The organism is Microbacterium songi (assembly GCF_042747925.1).
Classification (GTDB): domain Bacteria; phylum Actinomycetota; class Actinomycetes; order Actinomycetales; family Microbacteriaceae; genus Microbacterium.
The window spans coordinates 172,568-198,834 of the sequence record NZ_JBHZIE010000002.1 but is presented as its reverse complement, the minus strand read 5'-3'; the positions used below and the strand labels follow the sequence as shown (position 1 = coordinate 198,834).

The 26,267-nt window shown below is 68.6% G+C and carries 30 protein-coding genes; 12 read left to right on the top strand and 18 right to left on the bottom strand.

Annotation, left to right across the window (positions count from 1 at the left end):
- Positions 1–60: 60 nt before the first annotated feature.
- Both ACFM35_RS05045 and dprA read right to left on the bottom strand, forming a co-directional pair.
- A complete protein-coding gene (locus ACFM35_RS05045; RefSeq protein ID WP_378839173.1) occupies positions 61–978 on the bottom strand; it encodes a tyrosine-type recombinase/integrase in 918 nt (305 codons plus the stop codon).
- Between the two features lie 116 nt (positions 979–1,094).
- On the bottom strand, positions 1,095–2,306 hold the full coding sequence (dprA, locus tag ACFM35_RS05040) for a DNA-processing protein DprA (RefSeq protein WP_378839171.1): 1,212 nt from the start codon (positions 2,304–2,306) through the stop codon (positions 1,095–1,097).
- A gap of 123 nt (positions 2,307–2,429) precedes the next feature.
- Here dprA and ACFM35_RS05035 point away from each other — a divergent pair, with 123 nt between their 5' ends.
- The 8 genes from ACFM35_RS05035 to ACFM35_RS05000 all read left to right on the top strand — a co-directional run bounded on the left by ACFM35_RS05035 (position 2,430) and on the right by ACFM35_RS05000 (position 8,903).
- A complete protein-coding gene (locus ACFM35_RS05035) occupies positions 2,430–3,926 on the top strand; it encodes a recombinase family protein (protein WP_378839168.1) in 1,497 nt (498 codons plus the stop codon).
- A gap of 554 nt (positions 3,927–4,480) precedes the next feature.
- Positions 4,481–4,615: a hypothetical protein gene (locus ACFM35_RS05030; protein WP_378839166.1), complete on the top strand. Its 135-nt coding sequence runs from the start codon at positions 4,481–4,483 to the stop codon at positions 4,613–4,615.
- Positions 4,612–4,989, top strand: a complete 378-nt coding sequence (locus ACFM35_RS05025; RefSeq protein ID WP_378839163.1) for a hypothetical protein — start codon at positions 4,612–4,614, stop codon at positions 4,987–4,989. The genes ACFM35_RS05030 and ACFM35_RS05025 overlap by 4 nt, the downstream gene beginning before the upstream one ends.
- Positions 4,986–7,019, top strand: a complete 2,034-nt coding sequence (locus ACFM35_RS05020; RefSeq protein WP_378839160.1) for a bifunctional DNA primase/polymerase — start codon at positions 4,986–4,988, stop codon at positions 7,017–7,019. Before ACFM35_RS05025 ends, ACFM35_RS05020 begins: the two co-directional genes overlap by 4 nt.
- On the top strand, positions 7,016–7,645 hold the full coding sequence (locus tag ACFM35_RS05015; protein ID WP_378839158.1) for a hypothetical protein: 630 nt from the start codon (positions 7,016–7,018) through the stop codon (positions 7,643–7,645). Before ACFM35_RS05020 ends, ACFM35_RS05015 begins: the two co-directional genes overlap by 4 nt.
- Entirely contained in the window at positions 7,638–8,015 is a 378-nt protein-coding gene (locus ACFM35_RS05010; protein WP_378839155.1) for a hypothetical protein, read from the top strand. The genes ACFM35_RS05015 and ACFM35_RS05010 overlap by 8 nt, the downstream gene beginning before the upstream one ends.
- Positions 8,016–8,022: 7 nt before the next feature.
- Complete coding sequence (locus ACFM35_RS05005) at positions 8,023–8,631, top strand: hypothetical protein (protein ID WP_378839152.1); 609 nt, start codon at positions 8,023–8,025, stop codon at positions 8,629–8,631.
- An 11-nt stretch (positions 8,632–8,642) separates the two neighbouring features.
- On the top strand, positions 8,643–8,903 hold the full coding sequence (locus tag ACFM35_RS05000; RefSeq protein WP_378839150.1) for a hypothetical protein: 261 nt from the start codon (positions 8,643–8,645) through the stop codon (positions 8,901–8,903).
- A gap of 826 nt (positions 8,904–9,729) precedes the next feature.
- On the opposite strand, the gene ACFM35_RS04995 is transcribed toward ACFM35_RS05000, so the two are convergent.
- The 7 genes from ACFM35_RS04995 to ACFM35_RS04965 form a co-directional block, all read right to left on the bottom strand.
- Positions 9,730–11,445: a YifB family Mg chelatase-like AAA ATPase gene (locus ACFM35_RS04995; protein WP_378839147.1), complete on the bottom strand. Its 1,716-nt coding sequence runs from the start codon at positions 11,443–11,445 to the stop codon at positions 9,730–9,732.
- On the bottom strand, positions 11,442–11,804 hold the full coding sequence (locus ACFM35_RS04990; RefSeq protein WP_378839144.1) for a YraN family protein: 363 nt from the start codon (positions 11,802–11,804) through the stop codon (positions 11,442–11,444). Before ACFM35_RS04990 ends, ACFM35_RS04995 begins: the two co-directional genes overlap by 4 nt.
- Before the next feature lie 113 nt (positions 11,805–11,917).
- Positions 11,918–12,241: a DUF2469 family protein gene (locus ACFM35_RS04985; protein WP_378839142.1), complete on the bottom strand. Its 324-nt coding sequence runs from the start codon at positions 12,239–12,241 to the stop codon at positions 11,918–11,920.
- Between the two features lie 24 nt (positions 12,242–12,265).
- Positions 12,266–12,925, bottom strand: coding sequence for a ribonuclease HII (gene rnhB, locus ACFM35_RS04980; RefSeq protein ID WP_378839139.1), 660 nt, complete (start codon positions 12,923–12,925; stop codon positions 12,266–12,268).
- A complete protein-coding gene (gene lepB / locus ACFM35_RS04975; protein WP_378839137.1) occupies positions 12,922–13,725 on the bottom strand; it encodes a signal peptidase I in 804 nt (267 codons plus the stop codon). Before lepB ends, rnhB begins: the two co-directional genes overlap by 4 nt.
- 182 nt (positions 13,726–13,907) lie before the next feature.
- The gene (gene rplS, locus ACFM35_RS04970) at positions 13,908–14,255 is read right to left on the bottom strand and encodes a 50S ribosomal protein L19 (RefSeq protein ID WP_378839135.1); all 348 of its coding nucleotides are present in this window, start codon (positions 14,253–14,255) and stop codon (positions 13,908–13,910) included.
- A gap of 176 nt (positions 14,256–14,431) precedes the next feature.
- A complete protein-coding gene (locus tag ACFM35_RS04965; protein ID WP_378839132.1) occupies positions 14,432–14,965 on the bottom strand; it encodes an MFS transporter permease in 534 nt (177 codons plus the stop codon).
- A gap of 132 nt (positions 14,966–15,097) precedes the next feature.
- Here ACFM35_RS04965 and map point away from each other — a divergent pair, with 132 nt between their 5' ends.
- On the top strand, positions 15,098–15,880 hold the full coding sequence (gene map, locus ACFM35_RS04960) for a type I methionyl aminopeptidase (protein WP_378839130.1): 783 nt from the start codon (positions 15,098–15,100) through the stop codon (positions 15,878–15,880).
- Between the two features lie 15 nt (positions 15,881–15,895).
- Here map and pyk read toward each other — a convergent pair whose 3' ends face one another.
- From pyk to rpsP, 5 genes are all read right to left on the bottom strand, one after another.
- The gene (gene pyk / locus ACFM35_RS04955) at positions 15,896–17,317 is read right to left on the bottom strand and encodes a pyruvate kinase (protein WP_378839127.1); all 1,422 of its coding nucleotides are present in this window, start codon (positions 17,315–17,317) and stop codon (positions 15,896–15,898) included.
- Positions 17,318–17,395: 78 nt separating this feature from the next.
- Positions 17,396–18,097 (bottom strand): tRNA (guanosine(37)-N1)-methyltransferase TrmD, encoded by a 702-nt coding sequence (gene trmD, locus ACFM35_RS04950; protein ID WP_378839125.1) that lies wholly within the window; start codon positions 18,095–18,097, stop codon positions 17,396–17,398.
- A gap of 1 nt (position 18,098) precedes the next feature.
- Positions 18,099–18,716, bottom strand: coding sequence for a ribosome maturation factor RimM (gene rimM / locus ACFM35_RS04945; RefSeq protein ID WP_378839123.1), 618 nt, complete (start codon positions 18,714–18,716; stop codon positions 18,099–18,101).
- Positions 18,709–18,939, bottom strand: coding sequence for an RNA-binding protein (locus ACFM35_RS04940; RefSeq protein ID WP_378839121.1), 231 nt, complete (start codon positions 18,937–18,939; stop codon positions 18,709–18,711). Before ACFM35_RS04940 ends, rimM begins: the two co-directional genes overlap by 8 nt.
- 4 nt (positions 18,940–18,943) lie before the next feature.
- Positions 18,944–19,363, bottom strand: a complete 420-nt coding sequence (gene rpsP, locus ACFM35_RS04935) for a 30S ribosomal protein S16 (RefSeq protein ID WP_378839119.1) — start codon at positions 19,361–19,363, stop codon at positions 18,944–18,946.
- 249 nt (positions 19,364–19,612) lie between these two features.
- Between rpsP and ACFM35_RS04930 the strand changes: the two genes are divergently transcribed.
- Positions 19,613–20,776: a glutamate--cysteine ligase gene (locus tag ACFM35_RS04930; RefSeq protein WP_378839117.1), complete on the top strand. Its 1,164-nt coding sequence runs from the start codon at positions 19,613–19,615 to the stop codon at positions 20,774–20,776.
- Between the two features lie 61 nt (positions 20,777–20,837).
- Here the strand turns inward: ACFM35_RS04930 and ffh are convergent, their stop codons facing one another.
- Together ffh and ACFM35_RS04920 are read right to left on the bottom strand one after the other, a co-directional pair.
- Positions 20,838–22,409 carry a signal recognition particle protein gene (gene ffh / locus ACFM35_RS04925; protein ID WP_378839113.1) on the bottom strand — a complete coding sequence of 524 codons (1,572 nt, stop codon included), beginning with the start codon at positions 22,407–22,409 and terminating at the stop codon, positions 20,838–20,840.
- A gap of 29 nt (positions 22,410–22,438) precedes the next feature.
- Positions 22,439–23,020, bottom strand: coding sequence for a TetR/AcrR family transcriptional regulator (locus tag ACFM35_RS04920; RefSeq protein WP_378839110.1), 582 nt, complete (start codon positions 23,018–23,020; stop codon positions 22,439–22,441).
- Between the two features lie 80 nt (positions 23,021–23,100).
- Between ACFM35_RS04920 and lipB the strand changes: the two genes are divergently transcribed.
- Positions 23,101–23,769, top strand: a complete 669-nt coding sequence (gene lipB / locus ACFM35_RS04915; protein WP_378839489.1) for a lipoyl(octanoyl) transferase LipB — start codon at positions 23,101–23,103, stop codon at positions 23,767–23,769.
- Positions 23,766–24,797, top strand: coding sequence for a lipoyl synthase (lipA, locus tag ACFM35_RS04910; protein ID WP_378839108.1), 1,032 nt, complete (start codon positions 23,766–23,768; stop codon positions 24,795–24,797). Before lipB ends, lipA begins: the two co-directional genes overlap by 4 nt.
- A 21-nt stretch (positions 24,798–24,818) precedes the next feature.
- On the opposite strand, the gene ACFM35_RS04905 is transcribed toward lipA, so the two are convergent.
- A complete protein-coding gene (locus ACFM35_RS04905; protein WP_378839105.1) occupies positions 24,819–25,319 on the bottom strand; it encodes a DUF2004 domain-containing protein in 501 nt (166 codons plus the stop codon).
- A 71-nt stretch (positions 25,320–25,390) separates the two neighbouring features.
- Positions 25,391–26,263: a signal recognition particle-docking protein FtsY gene (gene ftsY, locus ACFM35_RS04900; protein WP_378839103.1), complete on the bottom strand. Its 873-nt coding sequence runs from the start codon at positions 26,261–26,263 to the stop codon at positions 25,391–25,393.
- Between the last annotated feature and the right edge of the window lie 4 nt (positions 26,264–26,267).

Sequence of the window (26,267 nt, the reverse complement as noted above, 5' to 3'; positions counted from 1 at the left end):
GTCGGACAACGCCGGTGCGGCGCCGCGGTCGGGTGACAGGCGCCGCTCGGCCCGGCGGGATCAGGCCCGCGGGTGGGCCGATCGGTACACCGCCGCGAGCCTCTCGCTCGACACGTGCGTGTAGATCTGGGTCGTTCCGAGGCTCGCGTGCCCGAGCATCTCCTGCACGGCGCGGAGGTCCGCGCCGCCGTCGAGCATGTGGGTGGCGGCGGAATGCCGCAGTGCGTGCGGACCGACCGCACCGGAACCGACCGTCGGTCCGATCGTGCGCGCGACGAGGTCGTACACGGATCGCGCGCCCAGTCGCGCGCCCCGGACGCCCAGGAAGAGCGCGTGCTCGCCGACAGAGGTGGCGGCCTCTCGACGGCGGGCCAGCAGTACCGGCCGCGCGTGGGCCGCATACGCTTCGACGGCGCGCGCCGCGGGAACGCCGTACGGCACCACCCGCTCCCGCGACCCCTTGCCCATCACCCGGGCAGTGGACCGTGCCGTGTCGAGATCGCCGACATCCAACCCGCACAGCTCCGAGACGCGGACCGCCGATCCGTAGAGAAGCTCGAGGACAGCATGATCTCGAAGGGCGACCGGGTCTCCGCCGGCCGCTGCGGCGGCAGCGCCCGAGAGCACCTGGGTCATGGCATCCGCGGTCGCGATCCTGGGGAGGGTCAGGCCGCGCTTGGGCGCGATCAGCCGCAGACTCGGATCGGTTGCGACGAGCCCGCTTTCGGCTGCCCAGCCGAAGAACGCCCGCGCGGCCGCCGCCCGGCGCGCGAGTGTGGACCGGGCGCGCCCCGCGCTCGTGCCCGCCCAGAGCCACTGGCGGAGGTGCTCCAGGTCGACCTCCTCGAGGGGGATGATGCCGATGGTCTCGGACAGGTCGGCGAGGTCGGCGCCGTATGCGCGCACCGTGGCGGCCGAGAGTCGACGCACGTCGGCGAGGTGGCTCCGCCAGGCCAGCACCGCGTCATCGATACGCACGTCACCAGCATGCCGCGCCCCCGCCCGCCCGCCTCCGCCGCCACGCGGCGGGAATCGGAGCCCCCGAGCTCAATCCTCCCGACCGGCATCCGGCTCCCGACCTCATCAGCAGGCGCTCACGTCGCCCGGCGCCAGCCGTCGGGACTCGAACGCACCTCCCCGTCGAGACGGAGGAAGCCCAGGATCATCTCCACATCGTCGCGGCTCATGCCGCTGCGCTGAGCGATGTCGTCGGTGCCGCGCCACGTGCGCGTGCTGAGAGCGTCACGCACGCGGGAGCGGTCGTCCGTGGCCGATCCGCCGCGAGTCGGGAACGGGCCGACCGGTTGCCGCGTGTCGAGCCCTCCTCGCCCGATCAGCTCGCGGACGTCCGCTGCGCTCGTCACGCAGCGCGCGTCGTACTCCCGCAGGAGACGGTGGCAGCCGGCAGAAGCTGCACTGGTGATCGGTCCCGGAACGGCTCCCAACGGGCGGGACAGCGCGGCGGCGTGACCGGCGGTGTTGAGCGAACCGCTGCGCCATCCCGCCTCGACCACGACGGTGGCGTCGCTCAGGGCGGCGATCAACCTGTTGCGCTGCAGGAACCGCCATTTCGTCGGAGCAGCGCCGGACGGGACTTCGCTCACCACGGCGCCGCTGTCGGCGATCCGTCGGAGGAGGTCTGCATGACCGGCGGGATAGGCGCGGTCAACGCCTCCGGCCAAGAGTGCGACGGTCAGGCCGCCGACGGCGAGCGCCGCGCGATGGGCGGCACCGTCGATGCCGTACGCGGCCCCGGAGACGATCGGCACCCCGCTCCCGGCGAGGTCGGACGCGAGGTCCGCCGCAACGAGCTCCCCGTAGCCGGTGGCGGCGCGCGCACCCACCAGGGCCACGGACGGCTGCAGACGATTCAGCGCGTCGACGTCGCCACGGACCCACAGGCACAGCGGAGCGTGCATCCCGAGGTCGTCGAGCGAGTGCGGCCATGACGGATCGGCGGGCACGATCATCTGCACGCCCGCGGCGCGCGCGGCTGGTGCCATGACAGAGATCGGGGCGGCCGCGAGGCGAGGCGCCCACCGCTTGCAGCCGGCGACGAAGTCGGCGTCGGACACGCCCGGTACGGCCGCCTGCACCCCCGCGCACCACCCCTCGAGAAGGCGGATGCCGTGCGCTGCGCCCTCGTGGGCGATCACGTGCGCGGCGATGCCGTCGCCGGGCTCGGTCAGCGTGCTCCAGAGCGCGCGGGCGTAGCGCTCGACGACGTCGTCGTCGCTTCCCCGTCGCCTGACGAGACCGCTGAGCGCGGATCTCGCGGTGTCAGGTCGCAGGTCAAGTGCGTTCACGAGGCGATGCCCTTCTTCAGGTACAGCGCGCGACCGACGTCGTGGACGCTCGGCGCATCCCTGCCGGCCAGGTCCGCGAGCGACCACGCCACGCGCTGGATACAATCAGGACATACTTGGGGAATGACCCGTGCAGGCGTATACATGCGGCAGTCCCTTGACCGCGACAACAGGCAAGAGGGCATCGACCGGCAACGTGAGCGCACCCGCGGGCTCGCCGACGCGCGAGGCTGGGACGTCGTCGAGGAGTACATCGACAACGACGTGTCGGCGAGTAAGCCACGAGGCGTCGGCACCGCGTGGCACCGCCTCGTCAACGATGCCAAGACCGGCCGCATCGATGTCGTTGTGGCAGTCGACCAAGACCGCCTGCTGCGCGGACTCCGAGACCTCGTCACCCTGCTCGACCTGGGTGTGCGCATCGCGACCGTCGACGGCGAGCTAGACCTCACGACCGCTGACGGCGAGTTCCGAGCCACGCTCTCGGCGGGGCTCGCTCGATTCGAGGTGCGACGCAAGAGCGAGCGGCAGCTCCGGGCCAACGAGCACGGGCGCAAGCTCGGCGTTCCCCCGGGCGGTCGACGAGCGTTCGGCTACACCACCCTCGCGGCGGGCGCTAAGAGCACGCGCGCCACCCGCCTCGGTGCCGATGGCCTCGAGTACCCCGCGTACGGTCATGAGCCCTATGAGCCCGAGGCGAGCGCTGTGCGCCGCGGTTTCGAGCTGCTGCTCGCCGGGTCATCCATCCGAGCTATCGCACGGGCATGGAACGACAGCGGGCTCACCACTACCCAGGGCGGGCCTTGGACGCCGAGCGCCGTGCGAGGCCTGCTCAGCAACCCTCGATATGCCGCGCAGGTCGCACCACCTCGGGCCTCGGGCACCGCGTCGACGGGGCACTACCTCGGGCTCGACGATGTGACGCCTGGGTCGTGGGAACCGCTCGTGCCGCTAGAGACCTGGCTCGCCGCGTGCGCCATCCTGCGCGACCCGGCACGCCGCTCGTCGCCGGGTGCCACACGACGGTGGCTACTGTCAGGCATCGCCTCGTGCGGGATATGCGGCGCGCCCATGAAGATCGGCGCAACACCCAAGGGGGCGCGGGTGTACAAGTGCACCGCCGCTAACCACCTCGCACGCAAGGCTGATGACGCTGACCTGTATATCGTGGGCCGGGTCATCGAGCGCCTCACCGACCCCGACGAGGCCGGGCGCCTCAAGGCAGCTATGCAAGAGAGCGCCGCGCCCGACGTGCAGGGCATGCGCGCCGAGCTACTGGCAGCTCAGCAGGGCGAGAGCAACGTGCTGTCGATGGTGGCCTCGGGGCTGACCTCGATGGCCAAGGCTGAGGCTGCCCTGCGCGACGTGCGGCACCGCATCGCCACCCTCGAGGGACGCATGGCCGAGGCAGGCACGAGTGACGTGCTCGGGCCGTGGCTCGAGGCCGACGAGGTCGCCGAGCTGTGGGATGCCTCGAGCCTCGACGAGCAGCGCGCGGTGGTCAAGGCGTTGTGGTCGAGCATCGAGCTGGCCAGCCCGGGCAAGGGCTCGAGGCCACCGCGGGATGCCGCGGGACGGATGGCGCACACGGCGCGCACCATCCTCGCGACACCCGCCTGAGGTACACCCTCGGGGTACAGCGACCGCCATGCATCCAACGGGCGTACCTCGAGCGACGCTAAGGGCCTGAAAAATGAGGCTCTTATCGTGTCCCGGGACACGGGACACATGCCCCGGGACATTGCATAGTTCTTGTCCCGTGTCCCCACACCTTTAGGTGGGGACATGGGGACATGACCTCAGACCTAGAACGAGGTTTGAGGGCACGCCTAACCCCCACACGCGCAGGGTGGGTAGCTTTTTCGCTCGACTAAGCCGACCCCGACAGTGTCCCCGCCTGCGACCCCAGCAGGCACAAGGGCCGCCCCGACAATCACCCCGCCCGTGCCGACCTGACCGGGCGCAAGGCTGTACGCGACACGCCGCAAGTTGCCCAGAGCTTGCCGTTGCGCGCCATTGTGAATTAGCGTCTGAGCCAGGCCCCGAGGTTCGCCTCGGTCAAGTTCACCGCACGGCCCCGCCAGCACTATCGGCGGGTTCAGACAGTGGGACGAGGAATCGCTAGGCCGGCGAGTGCCTCGGTCACTTTTCATATCCAACGAAAAGTGATCGAAATGGCTACCGCCGTCGAATACCTGGCTCTACCCCCTGAGGCCCGCGCCGTCGTCAAGACCGCCGCTCAGACATCGCCTCGGCTCACCGAGTCGCAGGTTGCGACCGTCGCCACGCTGTTGCGGGGTGCCAAGTGACCCGCCGCCGCAAGGGCGCCAAGCTCACGCCTGACGAGCTTGAGCAGCAGCGCCTCCGCGGGGCGGTGGGTGGGCTTGCCCGGTCGGCCAAGCTCAGCGCCGAGGAACGTAGCGCCATCGCCCGCAAGGCTGGCATCGCCTCTGCTGCCAAGCGTCGCGCTGAGCGCGAGGCTGCCGGGTACGTCGTCAAGTCGACCCCTCGCACGGTCATGCCCTCGATGGAAGAACTCGAGCCGTACCTCGAGGCCATCGACGCCGAGCCCCGCGAGACCCCTTGGACATACGAGCAGCGCATCCGCGACGCCATCATCCGTCAGCGTCGCGACGTCGCCCTTGCCGCCCTTGAGGCTGCCAAGCGTAGGGCGGGCCAGTGAGCGACCCCTCAGCGCCCTACGGCTCGACAGCCAAGCGCTACCTCAAGCTCGGGTGGTTTCCCGTCCCTGTCGCAGGTAAGGCCTACCCCGAGCCCGGCACAACCGGCAAAAAGGGCACCGTCACCGCTGACAGCGCCAAGGCTCTCGTGGACTCGCGGCGCTCTCGCAACGTCGCCATCAGGCACGACGGCACCATCGCTCTCGACGTCGACGGGGCCGACCACGGTGGCAAGCGAGGCGACCTGACGCTCGCCAAGCGTGAGCGCAAGCTCGGTGCGCTGCCTGCGACCTACTCGAGCACGGCACGCGGCGACGACTCCCCCACCCGTCAGCGATTCTTTCGCTTGCCCGAGGGGTTCGACGGCAAGCTCGTCAGCGACCTCGGCAGCAGGTCCGACGTCGAGGTCATCCACCACGACCACCGCTACAGCGTCGTCGCGCCCTCGGTGCACCCTGACAACGGTGCCGAGTATCGCTGGTACGACCCGAGCGGCCGCGTGACCGACCTGCCGCCGCACGTCGACGAGTTGCCACTGCTCCCCCGCAAGTGGCTCGAGGCGCTCACGGTGGCTCGCTACGTCGCCCCTGCGACCGAGCACCGGCCGGTGCCGACCAAGCTCGACCACGGTCGTCGTGGCGGCTACCTGCACACCGCCCTCACTGCAGAGCTTGACCGGCTCGACGCAATGCGGGACGGCGCAACCCCGGACCCGGCGAGCTACCGTGGCGAGCCCTGGGATGCCACGACGCACAAGGTCGCTTGCAACCTCGTCGAGCTTGCCAACGCCGAGTGGAACACACTCACCCACGAGCAGGCTTACGAGGCATTTATCGAGCACGCCCCCCGCGACGGGGGTTTCGACCCCGAGGCCAAGTGGAAAGCGGCGCTCGCCACCATCGGCGACAAGGCCCGCCCCACGCCCGACCTCATCGTCGCGCCCGAGGTGTCGACACTCCCCCTACCTCGAGAGTCCGCCAAGGGGTTGCTGTCACCGGCCGAGCGACAGCGTGCCACCCAGGCCGAGGTATCGCCTTGGGTCAACGTCAGCGAGGCGCTCGGCGGCGACATGACGCCACCCGCGCCCGATGCGGGAGGTGTCCGCGCCGATGGCAGCCGGATGCTGTACCGAGGGACCGTCAACGGCATCGTGGGCGAGCCTGAGGCGGGCAAGGGGCTCACCGCGACCGCGATGGCGACCGACGAGCTGCAGCGCGGCGGCAGCATCGTGTGGGTCGATGTCGACCACAACGGCGCCGCCTCAATACTCGGCCGCCTGCGCGAGGCAGGCGTCGCCGACGATGTGCTCGGCAACCCCGAGCGGTTCCGCCTCGCGGTGCCCGACAGTCGCGACGTGCTCGCGGCAGCCATCAGGAGCGCCGCCGCCACGCCACCCACCCTCGCCGTCATCGACAGCGTCGGCGAGGTGATGTCGATGCACGGTGCCAAGTCCAACGACGACGGCGACTACACCCGCGTACACCGCGCGGTGTTCACTCCGCTCGCCGACGCAGGTGCCGCGGTGCTCGTCCTCGACCACCTCGCCAAGACCGCTCTCACGACGGGCTATGCCTCGGGCACAGGCGCCAAGAAAAGAGCAATGGATGGCGCGTATTACGGCATCAACATCGTCGAGGCATTCCGCCCGGGGGTCGGCGGCGCTGCTGCTCTCAAGATCCTCAAGGACCGACACGGCGGCGTGCGAGCGGCAACCGAGGGCGACACCGCTGCCGTGTTCCGACTCGACAGCCGAGGCGGCGCGATGACGTGGGAGTTCTGGCCCGGCAAGAGCGACGAGCGACGCCTCGACGACCGCGCCCGTGCCGACCTCGAGTTCGTGCTGAGCCTCGACCCGCTGCCGACCTCGCGCTTGGGCGTCATCGACGCCGTTAAGGCCGAGACCGGCAAGGGGTGGGCGAAAGACCGCGCCGACGCGGCACTCAAGGCCGCCCGCGAGCACCTGAGTTCCTCTTTCCCCATCGACCCCGAAAACAACCGCACCACCAATCAGAAAGAGAGCACGTCATCATGACCATCACTGTCAACGAGCGCGAGTCCGGCATTTTCCTCACCGCGCCCAACCCCGAACTCATCCCGGTGCCCGCCATCGCCAAGGCGTGGGGCGACACCATCGCCGCCCACGGTGCCCTGCGCGATGCTCGCCGGTCGGCGGTCTCGCTCGATGAGGAGGTGCGCCTCGCCACCGAGCGGGCCGAACTCGCCGCCACCGAGGAACAGATCGCCAACGGCAAGGTGCCCAAGGGACTGCGTAGGGCTATCCGCACGGCCGAGGATGACCTCGAGGATGCCAAGCTCGCGGTGGTCGCGGCAGAGCGCGCGCTGCTGCATTTCGCGACGGTGTTTCGAGGCACCATCGACGTGCACGCCAGCGAGTGGCACAAGCTCGCCGTCGCCGAGGCCGAGAGCGCCATCGGTGCGGTCACCTCGCATCGGCGTTCCATCGTCAACGCCAACATCAAGCTCGCCGGGGCGCTCGACGCCATCACCCTCATCGAGCGCAACGACGGCATCATCGCCCCGACCGGGTCGGTTGCGACAGTGGTGGTCGACGAGGCGCTCGCTCGACTCACTGACGCCATCGGCGAGGGTGTCAGCGACGTGCGCCGACACAAGAACACCGAGGTGACTCGTGGCTAAGTCCAAAGACCTCGAGCGGATCGACCGCACCCGCACGGTGTACGAGGCGCTGTCGATGCGCCGCCAAGGGTGGCCGTTCACCGACGTCGCCCGCCGCCTCAACATCACCGTCACCGAGGCCGTCGAGTACGCCCGAGCGGGATACGCGCAGATGATCGAGGAAACCGGCGACGAGGTGCGAGCGGCCGTTGAGGATCGCATCGACAACATCGTCCGCATCGCCCATGAAGACCTGCGCATTGCGCAATCTCAGAGCGAGCGCACGGCACTGTTACGGCTGCTGCTCGCTGCCGAGGCACAGCGGGCACGCCTGCTCGGGGTCAACATTCCGAGCGGCACGCCCGACGAGGGTGGCGAGTCTGATGGTTAGGCGCGTCGTGCGGGGCTCCCACGGCGTCATCGACCGGCGCACGCCCACCGAGATAGCTGGGGCTGAAGAACTCGACGCGATGATCGCCGAGGTTGCAGGGTGGGACGCTGCAGCGCTCGCCACCATCCGCGCCGACCTCACCCGCGAAAACCTCACCGCGGCCGACGAGGCCGACGCCATCGGGCGGTATCGGGCGTATGTCGCTCGTCGGCGGAACCTCGCCGGGGTGGGTGTGGAGTATGACCGACGCCTCGCCAAGTGGGTCAAGCGGCACGGGCACGAGCCCAAGACCGCCGCCGAGGGTGCGGACTGGGTGGCCTACTTGCTCAAGCCCGTGCTCAAGGCTGCCGCCGAGGCTGAGAAAGCTCGGGCGCTCGAGGCCGAGCGAGAGCGCGTCGAGCACGAGCAGGCGAGCGCTGAGGCCATCCAGCCGCGCCAGGCGGCACGGCGAGGCAGTCGCGCTGTTAGGGCGCGCACGGCCGTCGTGGCGTCGCCTGGCCCGGAGTCTGAGCCCGCTGTCCCCGTGCGGCGACGTCGACCACGCCCTGTCGGCGTCATCGCAAGGTTCGATCCCATCACCGGCGAGATACGCCGACCAATCACCGACAACGACTGAAAGGCACGACCATGACGAAAACCACCAAGCTGACCGCCGCCGCCGTTCTCGAGCGCCGCAAGGCACAGGCAGCCCTCGAGCAGGAACTCGCCGACCTGCGCGCCCGTCAGGCAGAGGTCGAGGATGAACTCGAGGAAGAACTCGAGAGCCTCACCCCGAGTGAGCGACAGGCGGCCGACATCCTCGGCTATCGGAGCGAGGCACCCGAGTACGACCCCGCCGAGGACGTCAGCGCCGCACAGGCGCGATACCTGCTCGGGGGTGACGCCTGATGGGTAGCAAGCTGCTCAAGGCGCCGGTAGTCGATGCCACGAGGGTGCGCGAGATTGGCGGCCAAGGGCATCGCTACGTGGTGACCGTCGAGTGCCCGCATTGCGGCAAGCGCCACACCCACGGGTGGACTCAGCAGGGCAGCACGCGAGTGCCTCACTGCGTCGGTCTCGGTGTCCTTGCCGACTATCGACTCGTGTGGGCCGACGCGCCCGCCGATGCGTAGGCGACGACCGTGACACAAGCGCTTGACGGTCACTCGACCCGCACCGACAGGTCGGCAGCTACGGGCACGCTCGTCGTGTGCACCTGTGGTGCGGTGCTCGGGCCCCTGCAGGACCACGAGCGAGCGCTCACCATCGCTCACGAGCACCGAGCGATGCACCGTCGCGAAGTCGGATAGACCCCGGCCGGGGCAAGTGAGTGATGCCACCCGGCCGTGTGTACCGGCCTACGGGCCGATGAGAGAGGCCCTCGAGGGTGTGGAAACCTCGGGGGCCTCTCGCCGCGTCTAGGGCATGCTGGTGAGATGCCTAAGCCCGGCGACGAGTTCAGCGATGCGGCGCCCCACTGTCCGGTGTGCCTCGAGCGGCTTGAGCCCGAGGTGTCGGAGCAAGGTCGAGAGCGGTGGGCGTGTCCGCACTGCGGATTGGTGCGGCTCTAGGCTCGGCGCATGAGCAACACCGAGGAACGCGAACAGCCCAAGCGCTCGCCATTCTGGCCGTTCAATTGGGTCCGGGATGAGAAATTCTGGCGTGACATAGCCGTGCAGGCGTCAGGTACTGGAGTCGTGGCGTTCATTGTGCTGCTGTACGCGGGCGCCGCAGGCTATCTCGACCCGACCGGCGAGAACTCGAGCTTTCGGGCAACCATGGTCATCGTCGGCGTTACGCTCGCGGTCCTGGCAGTCGTGATGACGCTGTTGACCATTGGCTCGGCGCGCGAGATGCAACGACAGCAGGGCGGCCGGGCGGGCCTCAGGTACGCCCTCGGGCTTGGCTTTCTTTTCCTGGTGATGCTGTCATTGGCCGCGGTGCCTTGGCTCATCACCGTCATTAGTGATGGCGCGATCAAGCCGTTCGGGTAGTTACGTCCTAGCGACATCCACTTGACGCGCAGCACACGGTCGTAACCGCGGAGAGTGAGCGAGCCTCGGTGCAGCGCGGCGTCGAGAGGTCGGCGGACCACCGGCGCGAGCGCCCGGGGACCCTGTCGCAGCCAGGTTCCGGATACCTGGGCGTTGAGGTGCCACCCGGTACCGCGAAGCCGTTCGCGGGCGAGCTCACGGGCCGCGACGACGCGGGCGCGCGCCTGCACGGTCGAGGTACCCACGCCGAGCGCCCCCGCGTGTGTCGTCGACACGCGCGTGAGCGAGAGCTCGATGTCGATGCGATCGATCAGCGGGCCCGAGAGCCTCGCGTGGTAGCGCCGGATCGCCTGCGCCGGGCACACGCACGCGCCGCCGGGGACGCCGTAGTTGCCGCACGGACAGGGGTTCGTGGCGAGGACGAGCTGGAATGCGGCGGGGAATGCCGCGCTCACACCCGCCCGGTGGATGACGATCGTCCCCGTCTCGAGCGGCTGCCGAAGGGCATCGAGCGCGTGCGAGGCGAACTCCCCCGCTTCGTCGAGGAAGAGCACGCCCTCGCTCGCCCGGGCGATCGCGCCGGGGCGGATCACCCTGCTGCCACCGCCGACGAGCGCAGCCGCGCTGGCGCTGTGGTGGGGTGCCTCGAACGGCGGAATGCGCGACAGGCCGACGATCGGCTCGCCGGACAACGATCGGATCGATGCGGCCGAGAGAGCGGCCTCGTCGTCAAGTGTCGGGAGGATCCCGGGGAGGCGGCGGGCCAGCATGGTCTTCCCGGCGCCCGGTGGCCCGCTCATCAGGAGGTGATGACCGCCCGCCGCGGCCACCACGAGGGCTTCGACGGCGTCGCGCTGTCCGATGACATCGGCGAGCTCGAGCTGCGGAGGCTCGAGCATCTCCAGCGTCGGTGCCTGCACGGGTGCGAGCTCCCGCGCCTCGAGGTCGGCGCCGTGGCGACGAGCGACGTCGATGAGGCCGACGGCGCCGAGGACGTCCGCTCCCGAGACCAGTGCCGCCTCCCGGCGATTGGCCCACGGCACGATGATGCGGGTGAACCCCGCGCGCACGGCCGCGGCCACGGCCGGCAGCACACCGGGCACAGGTCGCAGGCGCCCGTCGAGACTGAGCTCGCCGATGTGGACGGTCGACGCGACGGACGCGGCATCCATCGGCACTTCTGTCGCCAGCGCGGCCACCGCGATGGCGACGTCGAATCCCGAACCCTGTTTGGGCAGGCTCGCGGGTGAGAGGTTGACGGTCAGTCGCCGACGAGGCAGTGGCAGGTCGCTGTTGGCGCAGGCGTTGTGGACGCGCTGGACGGCCTCGCCGAGGGCCCGATCGGCCAGCCCGATGATCTTGAAGTCCGGAAGCTGCTGCGACAGATCGGCCTCGACGTCCACCATCTCGCCGTCGAGTCCCGTGAGCGCCACGGCCCACGTGCGCGCGACGGTCACGCGATGTCCTTGATGTACTCGATCCGGGCATCGGCCGGTTCCGGGCCGGTCACGCCGATCGCGTCGATACGCAGACATCGGTGCTGGGCGGCCTCGGGGTGAGCGGCGAGCCAGGCGAACGCCAAGCGCCGCAGCCGGCGGCGCTTGCGCGCGTCGATCGCCTCGAACGGGTGGCCGAACCCTTCGCTCCGGCGCGTCTTGACCTCGACGACGGCGAGAACGTCCGTACTGCCTGCGACGATGTCGATCTCGCCGTCGCTCGCGCGCCAGTTGCGATCGAGCACGGTGAAGCCGAGGGTCTCCAGGTAGCGGGCGGCGCGGTCCTCCCCCGCACGCCCCAGCTCGTCCTTGTCTGCCATACCGGCATCGTCGCAAGGCGGCACGGGCCACCGCGGGGCCGATCGATCCGATCGGGGATGGATGCGGGAAGATCTCGTTCCGTCCCGCCTGTGAGCGAGCGGACTGAGACCAGTCAGGAATCGAGCGACAGTTCTTCCGGCAGGTGGAAGTCACGTCGCGTGAGCTCTTCGACGTTCACATCCTTGAAGGTCAGCACCCTGACCGACTTCACGAACCGGTCGGCGCGGTAGATGTCCCAGACCCAGACGTCGGTCATGGAGAGTTCGAAGTAGAAGTCATGCTCGGTGTCCTTGCGGACGACATTCACTTCGTTCGCGAGGTAGAAACGACGCTCGGTCTCGATCACGTACTGGAACTGCGAGACGACATCGCGGTACTCGCGGTAGAGGGCGAGCTCGAGCTCACGGTCGTAGTCTTCGAATACCTCGTCGTCCATGGTGGTTCCATCCTAGAGGCGGGATCAGAAGAGCGTCGGCGCATCCGTGATCGCCCAGGACGCGCGGTGGTGCGGACTCAGGCCGTGCGCGCGGATGGCCTGGCGGTGATCGGCGCTCGCGTACCCCTTGTTGCGAGCCCAGTTGTAGACGGGCTCATCGACATGCAGACCTGTCATGAGCGCGTCTCGCGCGACTTTCGCGATGACGGATGCCGCGGCCGCACTCGCGCAGTCGCGATCGGCTTTGATCACCGGTTGGACGGCCAGGCCGGTGGAGCCGGCCGGGGTGATGTAGTCGTAGTTGCCGTCCAGGAGGATCAGTGCGTCGACGGGCACGGCGAGGACGCCCCGGAGCTCTGAGATCGCCCTGAGCGCGGCATTGCCGAGTGCACGCATGATGCCGACGTCGTCGATCTCCGCCGAGCTCGCCCACCCGACCGCGCTCGCGTTCACCCACGACGCAGCCCGCTCGGCGACATCCGCCCGGCGAGCCTCGGGAACGAGCTTCGAGTCACGCAGGCCCGTGGGCACTCGTTTCCGCGCGCGGGGCGCGTCGACGATCACGGCCCCGACGGCGACCGGCCCCGCCAGCGCTCCGCGGCCGACCTCGTCGCACGCGATGATCATCGGCCGATCGCGCAGGATGCGACGCTCCATGGTCAGCCGTGGCTCGATGACGGTCACGGACCGGCCGACGCCCGCGTCGCGTCTTTGGCAGCGGGCACGGCGTCCGCCGTCGGCACCCCCGCGAAGACCTCGTGGTGGAAGTCGAGCATCCCGAACCTGTCGAACGGCCAGGTGATGAGGAAGGCCCGGCCGACGACGTTCTCGATCGGGACGAAGCCGCGACCCGGCTCCTCGGTGTTGTATCGCGAGTCCTTCGACTGGTTGCGGTTGTCGCCGAGCACCCACAGCGAGCCGCTCGGCACCGTCACGTCGAACGGGATGGCCGACGCGGGGTCTCCCGTGTTCACCTTGAGGTACGACGATTCGTCGATCGGAACGCCGTTGACCGTGATCTGACCGATCGGGTTGCAGCAGACGACGTGGTCGCCCGGGGTGCCGATGATGCGCTTGATGAGGTGATCGTCGCTGTCGGAGGTCGACAGGCCCACGAGGGAGAGTACCCAGTCGATGCCCTGCACGACGGGTGGCTGATCGGACGGCGGGGCCGGAGGCAGCCATCCTCCCGGGTCGCGGAAGACCACGATGTCCCCACGGCCGTACTCACCGAACCGCGGCGTGATCTCGTCGACGAGGATGCGGTCCTTGACCTGCAGCGTGTTCTCCATCGATCCCGAGGGGATGTAGAACGAACGTACGAGGAACGTCTTCACGAGGAACGACACGACGATCGCGATCAGGACGATGACGAGCACGTCCCGCAGGAACGACGCCCATCCGCGCTTGCGGGAGCCGGTCCGCACGCGTCGATCGGAATCCGCGGGAGTGGGCGACGCGAGTGGCGTCTGGTCGGTCGTCATCAGTTCCTTCACGTGGCCCGCCGCCCGTCGGGAGTGCCACGATAAAGGATCCCACACTCGTGTCACCGTGACGCGCGCCGCGTCGATGCGCAGCGCAGGAGCGCCCGGCAACGGGAAAAGCCCCGCGACCGAGGTCGCAGGGCTTTTCAGAGAGCGGATGCTCCGCGTCGGCGTAAGCCGACTCAGCGGTCGCGCTTCTCCTTGATCTTGGCCTTCTTGCCACGCAGGGCGCGGAGGTAGTAGAGCTTCGCCCGACGGACGTCGCCACGGGTGACGACCTCGATGTGGTCGATCACGGGGCTGTGCACCGGGAAGGTGCGCTCGACGCCCACCTGGAAGCTGATCTTGCGAACCGTGAACGTCTCACGAACGCTGTCGCCCGAGCGGCCGATCACGATGCCCTGGAAGACCTGGATACGGGAGCGGGTGCCCTCCGTGATGTTGACGTGCACCTTGACGGTGTCGCCGGGGGCGAACTCGGGGATGTCGGTACGCAGCGATGCCGCGTCGACGGAGTCGAGGATGTGCATGGTCGATCACTTCCTGCGGCCGCCACAGGTCGACCGCGAAGAGTTGTTGAGGTTGAGGTGTGCAGGCGCCGCCGACAAGTCGAACGGTGGACTCCCCTGAGGCAGAGCCGAGTCAGGCACAATCAGCCATTCTGCCACGGATCGGATGCCGCGCCAAAACGCGGCGCGCAGACGTGTCAGCGCCCGTTGCCCGGATGGGGGTAGCCCGTCTGCGGCCCGCCGCCTTCGCTGATCACGAACACCTCCGCGTGCTCGTCCGCCTTCGCACGGACCCGCTCCTCGCGAGTGGGGGGCAGGTAGGCCAGCCCCTCGTTCGTCTTGAGCACGAGCGCCGCCGATCCCCGCGCTTCGCGCCACAGCTGCCAGAGCTCCATCCAGAACAGCGCGAGTCCGACGATCACCGTCGCCACCATCACGGGCGCCCACCAGCTCTGGGTGAAGAAGCCCAGAGAGATCGTCAGCGCGTGCCACACCGTGAAGCCGAGCACATCCCACCATGAGACCGCCCGCTGTGCGCGCACCGTTCCCCGAGCGCGCACCAGGAGCGTGAGGGCCAGCTGACCGACGAACACCGAGGGAATGGCGACGAACAGGACCCAGAGGAAGGCCCATCCCCCGGCTTGGAAGATCCCCCAGCCCACGAAGAGCCACAGGGGAAGCACGAAAGCCGCAGGGAAGAGCCATCCATAGAAGACACGTCGTACCCACATAGCCCCGATGGTACGCCGCCGCGCCGTCCGCAAGGGAGCCGTCGCAGAGGACCCGGGGGCTATTCACAGGGCCTCGCGAGTGAACCCGGCGCCGACGCATCCGACAGAATGGGAGAGAAGGGAAGGAACCCCATGATCGAGCTGCGCACACCCGCCGAGATCGACGCCATGCGACCAGCGGGTCGGTTCGTCGCCGAGACGCTGGCGACGCTCCGCGCCGAGACGAAGGTCGGGATGAACCTGCTGGCGATCGACCGTCGCGCGCACGAACTCATCCGCCGCGCCGGCGCGGAATCCTGCTACATCGACTACCACCCCTCGTTCGGAGCGAGCCCCTTCGGCAAGGTGCTCTGCACCTCCATCAACGACGCCGTGCTGCACGGGCTCCCCCACGATTACACGCTGCGCGACGGCGATCTGGTTTCGCTCGATTTCGCCGCATCGGTCGACGGGTGGGTCGCAGACTCCGCCGTGTCGTTCGTCGTCGGCACGCCTCGAGACGAGGACCTCGCCCTCATCGACACGACCGAGCGCGCCCTCGCCGCCGCGATCACGGCGGCCACCGTGGGCAACAGGATCGGCGACATCTCCTCCGCGATCGCGCAGATCGCGCACGGAGCCGGTTACGAGATCAACACCGACTTCGGCGGGCACGGGGTGGGACGAGTCATGCACGGCGACCCGCACGTCCCCAACGACGGCAAACCCGGCCGCGGGTACCCGCTCCGGGGCGGCCTCGTCATGGCACTGGAGCCGTGGTTCCTGGCCACCACGGATGAACTCGTCACCGACCCCGATGGCTGGACGCTCCGCAGCGCCGACGGCTCCCGCGGCGCGCATTCCGAGCACACCATCGCCATCACCGACGACGGACCGATCATCTTGACGGATCGGTCCTTCCTCGGCGTCGACTGACCGGGCGACGGCGGTTCAGGCGCCGACCTCGGCGCCGATCGTGTGCACGCGCACGTTGTTGGTCGATCCGGCGATCCCGGGAGGCGCCCCTGCGGTCACGATCACCTTGTCGCCCGGCTGCACGTGACCGGTGGCCAGCAGTGTGTCGTCCACCAGAGCCATCAGATCGTCGGTGTTGCCCGCCCGCGGCACCAGGAACGCCTCCACCCCCCACGTCAGCGCGAGCTGGGATCGGGTGACGGGCAGATCCGTGAACGCGATGATCGGAACCGCGTGACGCAGACGGGCCATTCGCCGAGCGGAATCGCCGGACTGGCTGAACACGCAGACGTATTTGGCGCCGACGAAGTCGGCGATCGTGGCTGCCGCGAGGGTCAGCGCCCCGCCCTGCGTACGGGGTCTCGTGCCGAGTTTCGGGATGCGCTCGAGACCGTGCTCCTCCGTCGAGCGCACGATGCGTGCCATGGTCTCCACCACCGTCACGGGATGCTCGCCGACGCTCGTCTCGCCGGAGAGCATGACGGCATCCGCTCCGTCGATGACCGCGTTCGCGACGTCGGATGTCTCGGCGCGCGTGGGCACCGGGTTCACGATCATCGACTCGAGCATCTGCGTCGCGACGATGACCGGCTTGGCCCATCGACGCGCGAGCTCGATCGCGTGCTTCTGCACGATCGGGACCGCTTCCAGCGGCAGCTCCACGCCGAGGTCGCCTCGGGCCACCATGACCCCGTCGAAGGCGTCGATGATCTCCTGCAGGTGCTCGACCGCTTCGGGTTTCTCGATCTTGGCGATCACCGGCACATGGCGAGCTTCCTCGGCCATGATCACGCGCGCGCGGTGAACATCCTTGGCGCTGCGGACGAACGAGAGGGCGATGATGTCGGCGCCCAGGCGCAGTGCCCAGCGAAGATCTTCCTCGTCCTTCGCGCTGAGCGCCGCCGCACTGATGGCCACGCCCGGGAGGTTCAACCCCTTGTTGTTGGAGACCAGACCGCCGACGACCACCTCGGTCCGCACGCGCACGCCGTCGGTGTCCACCACACGCAGGCGCACTTTTCCATCGTCGACGAGGATGGCGTCGCCGACCGCGACGTCCGCCGCCAGCTGGGGGAAGGTCGTGCCGCAGATGTCCTTCGTGCCCACGACGTCCTCGGTCGTGATCGTGAAGACGTCGCCGGGTTCCAACCTGTGGGGCCCGTCGGCGAAGCGGGCCAGACGGATCTTCGGCCCCTGCAGATCGACGAGCACGCCCACCGCTCGTCCGGTGCTCTCACTCGCCCGGCGGACGTTCGCGTACCACTGCTCGTGATCGGCATAGTCGCCATGACTGCGATTCAGGCGGGCGATGTCCATCCCCGCGCGCACGAGGGCCTCGATCGACTCGTAGGAAGACGTCGCCGGGCCCAGGGTCGCGACGATCTTGGCACGGCGCATCAGGAAGTCCTCTCGTCGCGGGTCGACCAGTTCAGTCTGCCCGCCGAGGGCGTCGCGATGGTTGCCCGCAGGTAACGCTCATGTGTCCAGCAGATCGGGTCGTCTCGACCGCGTGCGCTCCATCTGCTGATCGCGACGCCAGGCGGCGATCGCGCCATGATTGCCGCTCAGGAGCACGGGGGGGACGTCGCGCCCCTCCCACGACGCGGGCTTGGTGTACGACGGATATTCCAGCAGACCGTCCTCGTGCGACTCCTCGACGAGGCTCTGCGGGTTGCCGACAACACCGGGGATCAACCGGCCGACCGCCTCGATCATGGCCATTGCGGCGACCTCTCCGCCGTTGAGGACATAGTCGCCCAGGCTGATGAGTCGCACGTCGCCGAGGGTCGCGGCGTAGTCGAAGACCCGCTCGTCGATGCCTTCGTATCTTCCGCATCCGATCACGAGGTGCGATCGCTCGGAGAGCTCGCGCGCGGTGCCCTGGGTGAACAGCGCTCCGGCCGGTGACGGGAAGATGAAGGTCGGCGTGCCGGTGCCGGATGCCGCGGCATCCGTGGCTATCGACTGGAGTGCCTCGCCCCACGGGGCAGGCTTCATCACCATTCCGGCGCCGCCCCCGTACGGCGTGTCATCGACGGTGCGATGGCGGTCGTACGCCCAGTCGCGCAGATCGTGCACGCGGACATCGAGCAGACCGGCGCCACGGGCCTTGCCGAGCAGGGAGACTTCGAGCACGTCGAAGAACGACGGGAAGATCGAGACGACGTCGATGCGCACGTCAGTTCTCCGGCGGCGCGTCCTCGGCGACGGCCACGGGCCGCGGGTCGGACGAGGCGCCCTCGTCGTCGCTGTCCGGGAGGTCTTCGAACAGGCCGGCGGGGGGCGTGACCACCACCTTGCCGCCCGCGACGTCGACGACAGGGACGATCGCCTTGACGAAGGGAACCAGCACCTCGCGGTCCCCGGCGACGCGAACGGTCAGCAGGTCCTGCGCGGGCAGGTGATCGATCCGGATCAGCTTGCCGATGACCTCGCCGTCGCGCACGACGTCGAGTCCGACCAGCTGGTGGTCGTACCACGCGTCGTCTTCCGCGGGGGCGGAGGTGTCCTCGTCGATCCACAGGATCGCCTTGATGAGCTCTTCGGCGGCATCACGGTCGTCGATGCCCTCGAAGAACGCGACGGCGTGCGAGTTCATCCAGCGGAATTCGCGGACCGTCAGCGTCTTGCCATGCCAGGGAGAGGAATCGGGAACCTGCAGGGTGAAGACGGACCCGGGTGTGAAACGACCGTCAGGGTCGTCTGTGTACAGCTCCAGCTTGAAGGCGCCCTTCAGGCCGTGGGCCTTGACGAGGCGTCCGACGCGCAGCTGGTTCTTGGCGGCCACGTCAGTCATCTGTGACGTCGACGCGGACACGCCGCCCGTCGGCCAGGGCCGCGATGAGGGTGCGAAGAGCTTTGGCCGTGCGTCCGCCGCGCCCGATGACGCGTCCCCGGTCGTCGGGGTGCACGCGAACCTCCAGCACGTCGCCTCGGGGCGAAGTGGAGGATCGGATGGTCACATCTTCGGGGTGATCGACGATCCCCTTGACGATGTGCTCGAGCGCGGCGGAGAGCAACGGACTACTCCGCGTTGGCGGCGGAGTCGCTCGTCGTGGCGTCTGCGGACTCCTCGACGGGGGCGGTCTTCTTCTCAGCCTTGGGCTGGATGACCGACTTCTTCGAGGCATCGACCTCGAACGGGGCCTTCGGGGCCGCCACCTTGACGGTGGACACGGCGTCGGGGTCGCCCTGGAACTTGCCCCAGTCGCCCGTGAGCTTGAGCAGCGCAGCGACCTGCTCGGTCGGCTGAGCGCCGACGGAGAGCCAGTACTGGGCGCGCTCCGAGTCGACCTCGATGAACGAGGGCTCCTCGGTCGGGTGGTACTTGCCGATCTCCTCGATGACACGACCGTCGCGCTTGGTGCGCGAGTCGGCGACGACGATGCGGTAGTAGGGGGCGCGGATCTTGCCGAGGCGCTTGAGACGAATCTTGACAGCCACAATTCTCCTGAATGGTGTGTTGTGCGGAAGGAACTGATCGCCTGGAGAGTGGGGTGCACACCCGGCGGAAGCTCGAAAGGAGGACAGCGGCGCTGGATAGAGGGTCGAGCACCACGTCCGACCCTCTATTCTGCCAGATCGCAGGACCCCCCGCGAACACCCGGCCCGCCAGATCGCAGGACCCTCCGCGAACACCCGGCCCGCGCGCGGATACGCGACCGGGCGGCATCTGCGTGTCACAATGTGCGGATGACGGTGCCCTTTGCGACATCCGCCCGGTCCTCTGTGGGTATCGAGTGGGAGATCATGCTTGCCGACGGTGAGACCGGAGATCTCGTGCCCAGGGGTCCGGACGTCATCGACGCGCTGGAGGAGAGCACGCAGCTGGAGCGGTACACCGTCACGGGAGAGCTCCTCACGAACACCGTCGAGGTCACGAGCGGGATCGGCGACACGGTCGCCGCCGCCGTCGACGACATCGCGGACGCCATCGCCTCGGTGCGCACGATCACCGACCCGATGGGGATCGAGTTGCTGTGCGCCGGCAGCCACCCGTTCGCGCAGTGGTACGAGCAGACCGTCACCGACAAGACGCGCTACCACACCCTGATCGAGCGCACCCAGTGGTGGGGTCGCAACATGATGATCTGGGGAATACACGTGCACGTCGGCGTCGACGACGTCGACAAGGTGTTCCCGATCATCAACGCGCTGTCGGTCTACCTTCCGCACCTGCAGGCTCTGTCGGCGTCGAGCCCGTTCTGGGCGGGCGAGCGCACCGGCTACGCCTCCAACCGATCCCTGGTCTTCCAGCAGCTGCCCACCGCCGGCCTGCCGTGGCCGCTCGAGAACTGGGCCCAGTTCGAGGGTTACCTCGACGACATGGCCCGCACCGGGGTGATGGCCGATTCCTCCGAAGTGCGGTGGGACATCCGTCCGGCGCCGCGGTGGGGCACGATCGAGGTCCGTGCGTGCGACGGGATGTCCACGCTCCCCGAGCTCGCCGCGGTGGCGGCGCTCGTGCAGGTTCTCGTCGAGCATTTCTCCCGTGAGCTGGATGCCGGGCGGGAGCTGCCGACGATCCAGCCGTGGTTCGTCCGTGAGAACAAGTGGCGTGCGGCCAGATACGGACTCGACGCGCGCGTGATCGTCAGTCGGGACGGCACGGAGGCCGGCGTGCAGCAGCATCTTCGCGAAACCATGGACCGCCTCGCCGAGACCGCCGTCGAGCTGAAATGCGCGCGCGAGTTCGCCGGCCTCGAATCCATCCTCACGCAGGGCGCGAGCTCGACACGTCAAGTGCTGGTGGCGGATGCCGCGGACGGCGATCTTCGAGAGGTCGTGCAGCACCTCATCCGGGAGTTCCGGGCCGGGCCGACGCTGAGGGAACATCTGGCCGCCCTCGGCCACTGACGGTACAACTGAGCACCTGCGTCGCCGGACATCGGCCTACGGTGTGCTCTGCAGTCGAGCGTCAACCCTTGCCGAGGAGCTTCTGCAGCTCGGCGAGGTCGGCCTCGCTCGGCGCACCCTTGCCTGCAGCCAGCCCCGCGCCGCCCAGACCGAAACCCGAACCCGTCGGCGCGGCGGGGGTCGTCGCCGCGATACCGGCGTTCTCTGCCGCCCGGCGCGCGGGATTGCCTGATCGGGAGCCTTTCGACTTGACCTGCTTGCCCCGCTTGGCGGACGCGCCGGGCTTGGCTCCGGGGACGGGTCCCATGCCGGGGATGTTGGGCACACCGCCTCGGGCGACCGTCTTCATCATCTTCGCCGCTTGGTCGAACCGCCCGACGAGGGCGTTCACGTCGGTGACGGTCATCCCCGAACCGCGAGCGATGCGCAGGCGGCGGGAGCCGTTCAGGATCTTCGGATTACGGCGCTCGCCGAGCGTCATCGAGCGGATGATCGCCTCGGTGCGGTCGATCTCCTTCTCGTCGAAGTCATCGAGCTGCTGCTTCATCTGGCCCATGCCCGGGAGCATCCCGAGCATCTTCTTCATCGAGCCCATCTTCTTCATCTGCTGCATCTGCTCGAGGAAGTCCTCGAGGGTGAAGCTGTCGGTCGCGAACTTCTCCGCGACCTTGAGCGCCTCCGCCTCGTCGAAGGCGGACTGCGCCTGTTCGATCAGGGTCAGGATGTCGCCGAGGTCGAGGATGCGCGACGCCATGCGGTCGGGGTGGAAGGGCTCGAGGTCGTCGAGGCCTTCGCCGGTGGACGCGTAGATGATGGGGCGACCGGTGAGCGAGGTGACCGACAGCGCCGCGCCACCCTTCGAATCGCCGTCGAGCTTGGAGAGCACGACGCCCGTGAAGTCGACACCCTCCTGGAAGGCCTTCGCGGTGTTGACGGCATCCTGTCCGCTCATCGCGTCGATGACGAAGAGCACCTCGTCGGGGTCGACGGCCCTGCGGATGTCGGAAGCCTGCTTCATGAGCTCGGCGTCGACGCCGAGTCGTCCCGCCGTATCGATGATGACGACGTCGTGCTGCTGGCGACGAGCGACCTCGACGCCGTCGCGCGCCACCTGCACGGGGTCGCCGACGCCGTTGCCGGGTTGCGGCGCGTACACCGCCGCGCCTGCCTGGCCGGCGACGACCTGGAGCTGATTGACGGCGTTCGGCCGCTGCAGATCGGCGGCGACCAGAAGGGGAGTGTGCCCCTCCTTCTCGAGGAGCTTGGCGAGCTTGCCGGCGAACGTGGTCTTGCCCGACCCCTGGAGGCCGGCGAGCATGATCACCGTCGGCGCGGTCTTGGCGAACTGCAGGCGCCGCTGCTGACCGCCGAGGATCGCGACCAACTCCTCGTTCACGATCTGGACGACCTGCTGCGCCGGATTCAGCGCTCGATTGACCTCGTCTCCGAGCGCACGTTCGCGCACTTTGGCCGTGAAGTCCTTCACCACGGTGAGCGCCACATCGGCGTCGAGCAGCGCGCGCCGGATCTCGCGAACGGTGCCGTCGACATCCGCCGGGGTGAGCTGCCCCTTCTTGCGAAGGTTGCGGAAGGTCTCGGTAAGCCGGTCGGAGAGGGTGCCGAAAGTCGCCATGATCCGTCCAGTTTACGCGAGCATGCGAGTCATCCCGGTGCGCGGAGCTCGGGCGACGTCGCCGCGACGGCTCGGAGGGCGCGCTCGACGATCGGCCGGAGATCCGTACGGCCCGCGCCGTCCTGGGCCCATCGCCAGATGGCGGCGAAGAGGGCGCCGCTCAGCGACGCGCCGCCCACGTCCGCAACAAGGCCGTCCGCGCCCCCGGCGCGCAGTCTCGCGGCGATCGACTGAGCCAGGCGTCCTTGCCGAACCGCCCGTTCCCGCTCCAGTTCGTCGGAGATGCCCATCGCCGTCGCCTGGGTGATGCCGAGGGCCAGGGTGTCCGGCTCGAAGTCGGCCGCGAGCGCGACCAGGACGCCCCGAGGATCAGCGGTGTCTGCGAGAGCGGTCAGAACCGCCTCCAGGCGCTCGTCGAACGTCGCCCAGAGGATGTCGGCTTTGGATGCGAAGTAGTTGAAGAAGCTCGACCGGCTGACGCCCGCGCGCGTGGTGATGTCGAGCACCGATGTCGACTCGTACCCCTGCTCGAGGAAGAGCTCGCAGGCAGCCTCGGCCAGCGTCTCGCGCGATGATGCGCGCGGCCGGCCGCTGCGCGACGGGGAGGTCATGGCCACCAGCGTAAGACGCGCCACAGGCATGACGCAGTGCGGAACGCGGTGGGGGCACCGGCGGCGTATTGTTGAACGCGATCCAACAATCGGCTCGACCCGGGAGACCCATGCTCGACATCGTCACCGCCGGTCTCGCACCGGCGTATGTGCCCTACCTCGAAGGATGGGCCCTCCAGCGAGAGGTGCACGCCGGTGTCGTCTCGGGCACGAGGCCCGACACACTGATCGTCCTCGAGCACGAAGCGGTCTACACCGCGGGCAAGCGCACCGAGCCGCACGAGCGCCCGACCGACGGGACGCCCGTGGTCGATGTCGATCGCGGCGGCAAGATCACCTGGCACGGACCGGGCCAGCTCGTCGGGTACCCCATCGTCCGCCTTCCCGAGCCGATGGACGTCGTGGCTCACGTGCGGCAACTGGAGCGACTACTCATCGCGGCACTCCGGGAACACGGCGTGGACGGATACCAGGTTGAGGGTCGAAGCGGTGTCTGGGTCCGCCGCCCGCTTTCGGAGGACAAGGTCGCCGCGATCGGCGTGCGGGTGGAGAAGGGTGTCACGATGCACGGGTTCGCCGTCAACTGCGACAACAGTCTGTCGGGGTTCCGCGGCATCATCCCGTGCGGAATCACGGATGCCGGGGTCACGACGGTCTCGGAGATCGTCGGCGTCGACACCGCTCCTGCAGACATCGTCGACACGATCACTCGCGTCTTCGAAGCCGAGTACGCCGGGGTCGCCGCGTGAGCGCGTGCGGCACGTCGGCGGGGGCGGCCGGACAGAACGCGGCTCCCGACGGCCGCAAGCTGCTGCGCCTGGAGATCCGCAACGCGGAGACCCCGATCGAGCGCAAGCCGGAGTGGATCAAGACACGAGCCAAGCTCGGCCCCGAGTACAGGGAACTGCACAACCTCGTGAAAGAGGAGGGACTGCACACCGTCTGTCAGGAGGCGGGATGCCCGAACATCTTCGAGTGCTGGGAGGATCGCGAGGCCACGTTCCTCATCGGCGGGTCGCAGTGCACACGCCGGTGCGACTTCTGTCAGATCGACACCGGGAAACCGGCTGACTACGACACCGATGAGCCCCGTCGCGTCGCGGAGAGCGTCACCCGCATGCGTCTGCGCTACGCCACGGTGACGGGAGTGGCCCGAGATGACCTACCCGACGAGGGGGCGTGGCTGCACGCCGAGACCGTGCGACGCATCCACGCCGACAATCCGGGGACGGGCGTGGAGATCCTCGCCACAGACTTCTCGGGCAACCGCGACCTCCTCGGCGAGGTCTTCGCCTCGCGTCCCGAGGTGTTCGCGCACAACGTCGAGACGGTGCCCCGCATCTTCAAGCGCATCCGCCCGGCGTTCCGGTACGAGCGCTCGCTCGATGTTCTGACGCAGGCGCGGGATGCCGGCCTCATCACCAAGTCGAACCTCATCCTCGGAATGGGCGAGGAGCCGGCCGAGGTCGTTCAGGCGCTGCAGGATCTGCACGACGCCGGCACCGACATCATCACGATCACGCAGTATCTGCGTCCGACACCGCGGCATCTGCCCGTCGCACGGTGGGTGAAGCCGCAGGAGTTCGTCGAGTTCAAGGAGGAGGCGGAGCGCATCGGCTTCCTCGGCGTGCTCGCCGGGCCACTGGTGCGCTCGTCGTACCGTGCCGGACGGCTGTGGGCGCAGTCGATGATCTCGAAAGGCCGTGACATCCCGCCGCATCTGGCGCATATCGCCGCCGACGTCCACGTCGAGGCGGGTTTCGCTCAGGCGGTCTGAGGTTCGGCGCGGAGCGGAGCGTCAGTCCGCGCTGGTGACCGATTGCACGGCGCCGTCGGACGCGAGATTGACGAGCAGCACGTCGTCGGTGGCATCCGGGTCCAGAGCGTACTCGAGGACGGCGAACGGATCGGTGCCGCCGTGCTCGTCGGCGAGGATCGTCATGCTCATCAGCTGCAGCGACCGGATGATGTCGATGTGGGTGTCGCCCGAAATGTCGACGAGAAGGGCTTCGAGGTCATCGCCGAAGGTCGCCTGCTGCTGCAGCAGGTATTCCGTGACCTCGCTGGTTCGATCGTCGAGCTCGTTGACCATCGCATTGCGCGCGGTCATGTCGATTTCCTCGAGCGAGGAGACCATTGCGGCGGCGACATCGAGTGCAGCCTGCGACACGTCGTCCTGATCGGGCGCGGTCAGGTCGACGGTGACCGACTGGTCGCCGAACTCGATGTTCTCCGACCAGAAGATCGATCCGTCGGGTCCGGACTCGAGGAGTCCGAAGTAGTCGTGCTCGATCGCCATGCCTCCCATGAAACCAGCGTGCGGCTCGCGGCGGAAGTCCGCGTGCGCGTGTCCGCGGATCCGCGTGCGGATCAGTCGACGAGCGACGCCGCGAAGACGTGTGGGGTGAAGCCCGTGAGGTCGCCGATTCCCTCGCCCTGACCCAGCAGCTTGACCGGGATGCCGGTCTTCTCCTGCACAGCGAGCACGAAGCCCCCACGAGCCGAACCGTCCAGCTTCGTCAGGACCAGCCCGGTGACACCCGCATGCTCCAGGAACGCCTGCGCCTGCATCACCCCGTTCTGTCCCGTCGTGGCATCCAGCACGAGAAGGACCTCGCTGATCGGCGCCTGCTTCTCGACCACGCGGCGGATCTTCGTCAGCTCGTCCATCAGACCGCCTTTGGTGTGCAGTCGTCCCGCCGTGTCGATCAGCACGATCTCGGTGCCGGTCTTCTTCGCGTATTCGATGGTCTGGAAGGCAACGGATGCCGGATCCTGACCGGCCTGCTGCGGGCGCACGATCGCCGCTCCCCCGCGCTCCGCCCATGTGGCCAGCTGATCGACCGCCGCCGCACGGAATGTGTCGGCGGCGCCGACCACGACGGAGCGTCCGTATCGCTGCAGGAACTTGGCGAACTTGCCGATCGTTGTGGTTTTGCCGACGCCGTTCACGCCCACCACGAGCACGACCGCCGGCCGCTCGGAGAGACGGAGGGTCGTGTCGAATTTGGCGAAGTGTTCTTCGAGGGTCTCCTTGAGCATGCGCTGAAGGTCCCGCGGGTCGGTCGTCCGGTATCGGTCGACCTTCTGACGGAGCTCGTCGACGATGCGCTCGGTGATGTCAGGGCCGAAGTCGGCGACGATGAGAGCGGTTTCGAGGTCATCCCACGTGGTCTCGTCGATCGTCGGCTTGACGAAGACGTTGCGCAGCGCTCGTCCGAGCGACCAGGAGCTTTCTGCCATGCCG

Excerpts from the sequence above, each read along its gene's own strand:
- lepB (WP_378839137.1), bottom strand. The coding sequence starts at position 13,725 with ATGACGACCGACCAGACGCCACTCGCGTCGCCCACTCCCGCGGATTCC.
- ftsY (WP_378839103.1), bottom strand. The coding sequence starts at position 26,263 with ATGGCAGAAAGCTCCTGGTCGCTCGGACGAGCGCTGCGCAACGTCTTC.
- ACFM35_RS04920 (WP_378839110.1), bottom strand. The coding sequence starts at position 23,020 with ATGACCTCCCCGTCGCGCAGCGGCCGGCCGCGCGCATCATCGCGCGAG.
- ACFM35_RS05000 (WP_378839150.1), top strand. The coding sequence starts at position 8,643 with ATGACGAAAACCACCAAGCTGACCGCCGCCGCCGTTCTCGAGCGCCGC.
- ACFM35_RS05030 (WP_378839166.1), top strand. The coding sequence starts at position 4,481 with ATGGCTACCGCCGTCGAATACCTGGCTCTACCCCCTGAGGCCCGCGCC.
- ACFM35_RS04930 (WP_378839117.1), top strand. The coding sequence starts at position 19,613 with ATGACGGTGCCCTTTGCGACATCCGCCCGGTCCTCTGTGGGTATCGAG.
- rplS (WP_378839135.1), bottom strand. The coding sequence starts at position 14,255 with ATGCACATCCTCGACTCCGTCGACGCGGCATCGCTGCGTACCGACATC.
- ACFM35_RS04985 (WP_378839142.1), bottom strand. The coding sequence starts at position 12,241 with ATGGACGACGAGGTATTCGAAGACTACGACCGTGAGCTCGAGCTCGCC.
- ACFM35_RS04905 (WP_378839105.1), bottom strand. The coding sequence starts at position 25,319 with ATGGCGATCGAGCACGACTACTTCGGACTCCTCGAGTCCGGACCCGAC.
- ACFM35_RS05015 (WP_378839158.1), top strand. The coding sequence starts at position 7,016 with ATGACCATCACTGTCAACGAGCGCGAGTCCGGCATTTTCCTCACCGCG.
- map (WP_378839130.1), top strand. The coding sequence starts at position 15,098 with ATGATCGAGCTGCGCACACCCGCCGAGATCGACGCCATGCGACCAGCG.
- ffh (WP_378839113.1), bottom strand. The coding sequence starts at position 22,409 with ATGGCGACTTTCGGCACCCTCTCCGACCGGCTTACCGAGACCTTCCGC.
- pyk (WP_378839127.1), bottom strand. The coding sequence starts at position 17,317 with ATGCGCCGTGCCAAGATCGTCGCGACCCTGGGCCCGGCGACGTCTTCC.
- ACFM35_RS05035 (WP_378839168.1), top strand. The coding sequence starts at position 2,430 with ATGACCCGTGCAGGCGTATACATGCGGCAGTCCCTTGACCGCGACAAC.
- ACFM35_RS04965 (WP_378839132.1), bottom strand. The coding sequence starts at position 14,965 with ATGTGGGTACGACGTGTCTTCTATGGATGGCTCTTCCCTGCGGCTTTC.
- ACFM35_RS04990 (WP_378839144.1), bottom strand. The coding sequence starts at position 11,804 with ATGGCAGACAAGGACGAGCTGGGGCGTGCGGGGGAGGACCGCGCCGCC.
- rimM (WP_378839123.1), bottom strand. The coding sequence starts at position 18,716 with ATGACTGACGTGGCCGCCAAGAACCAGCTGCGCGTCGGACGCCTCGTC.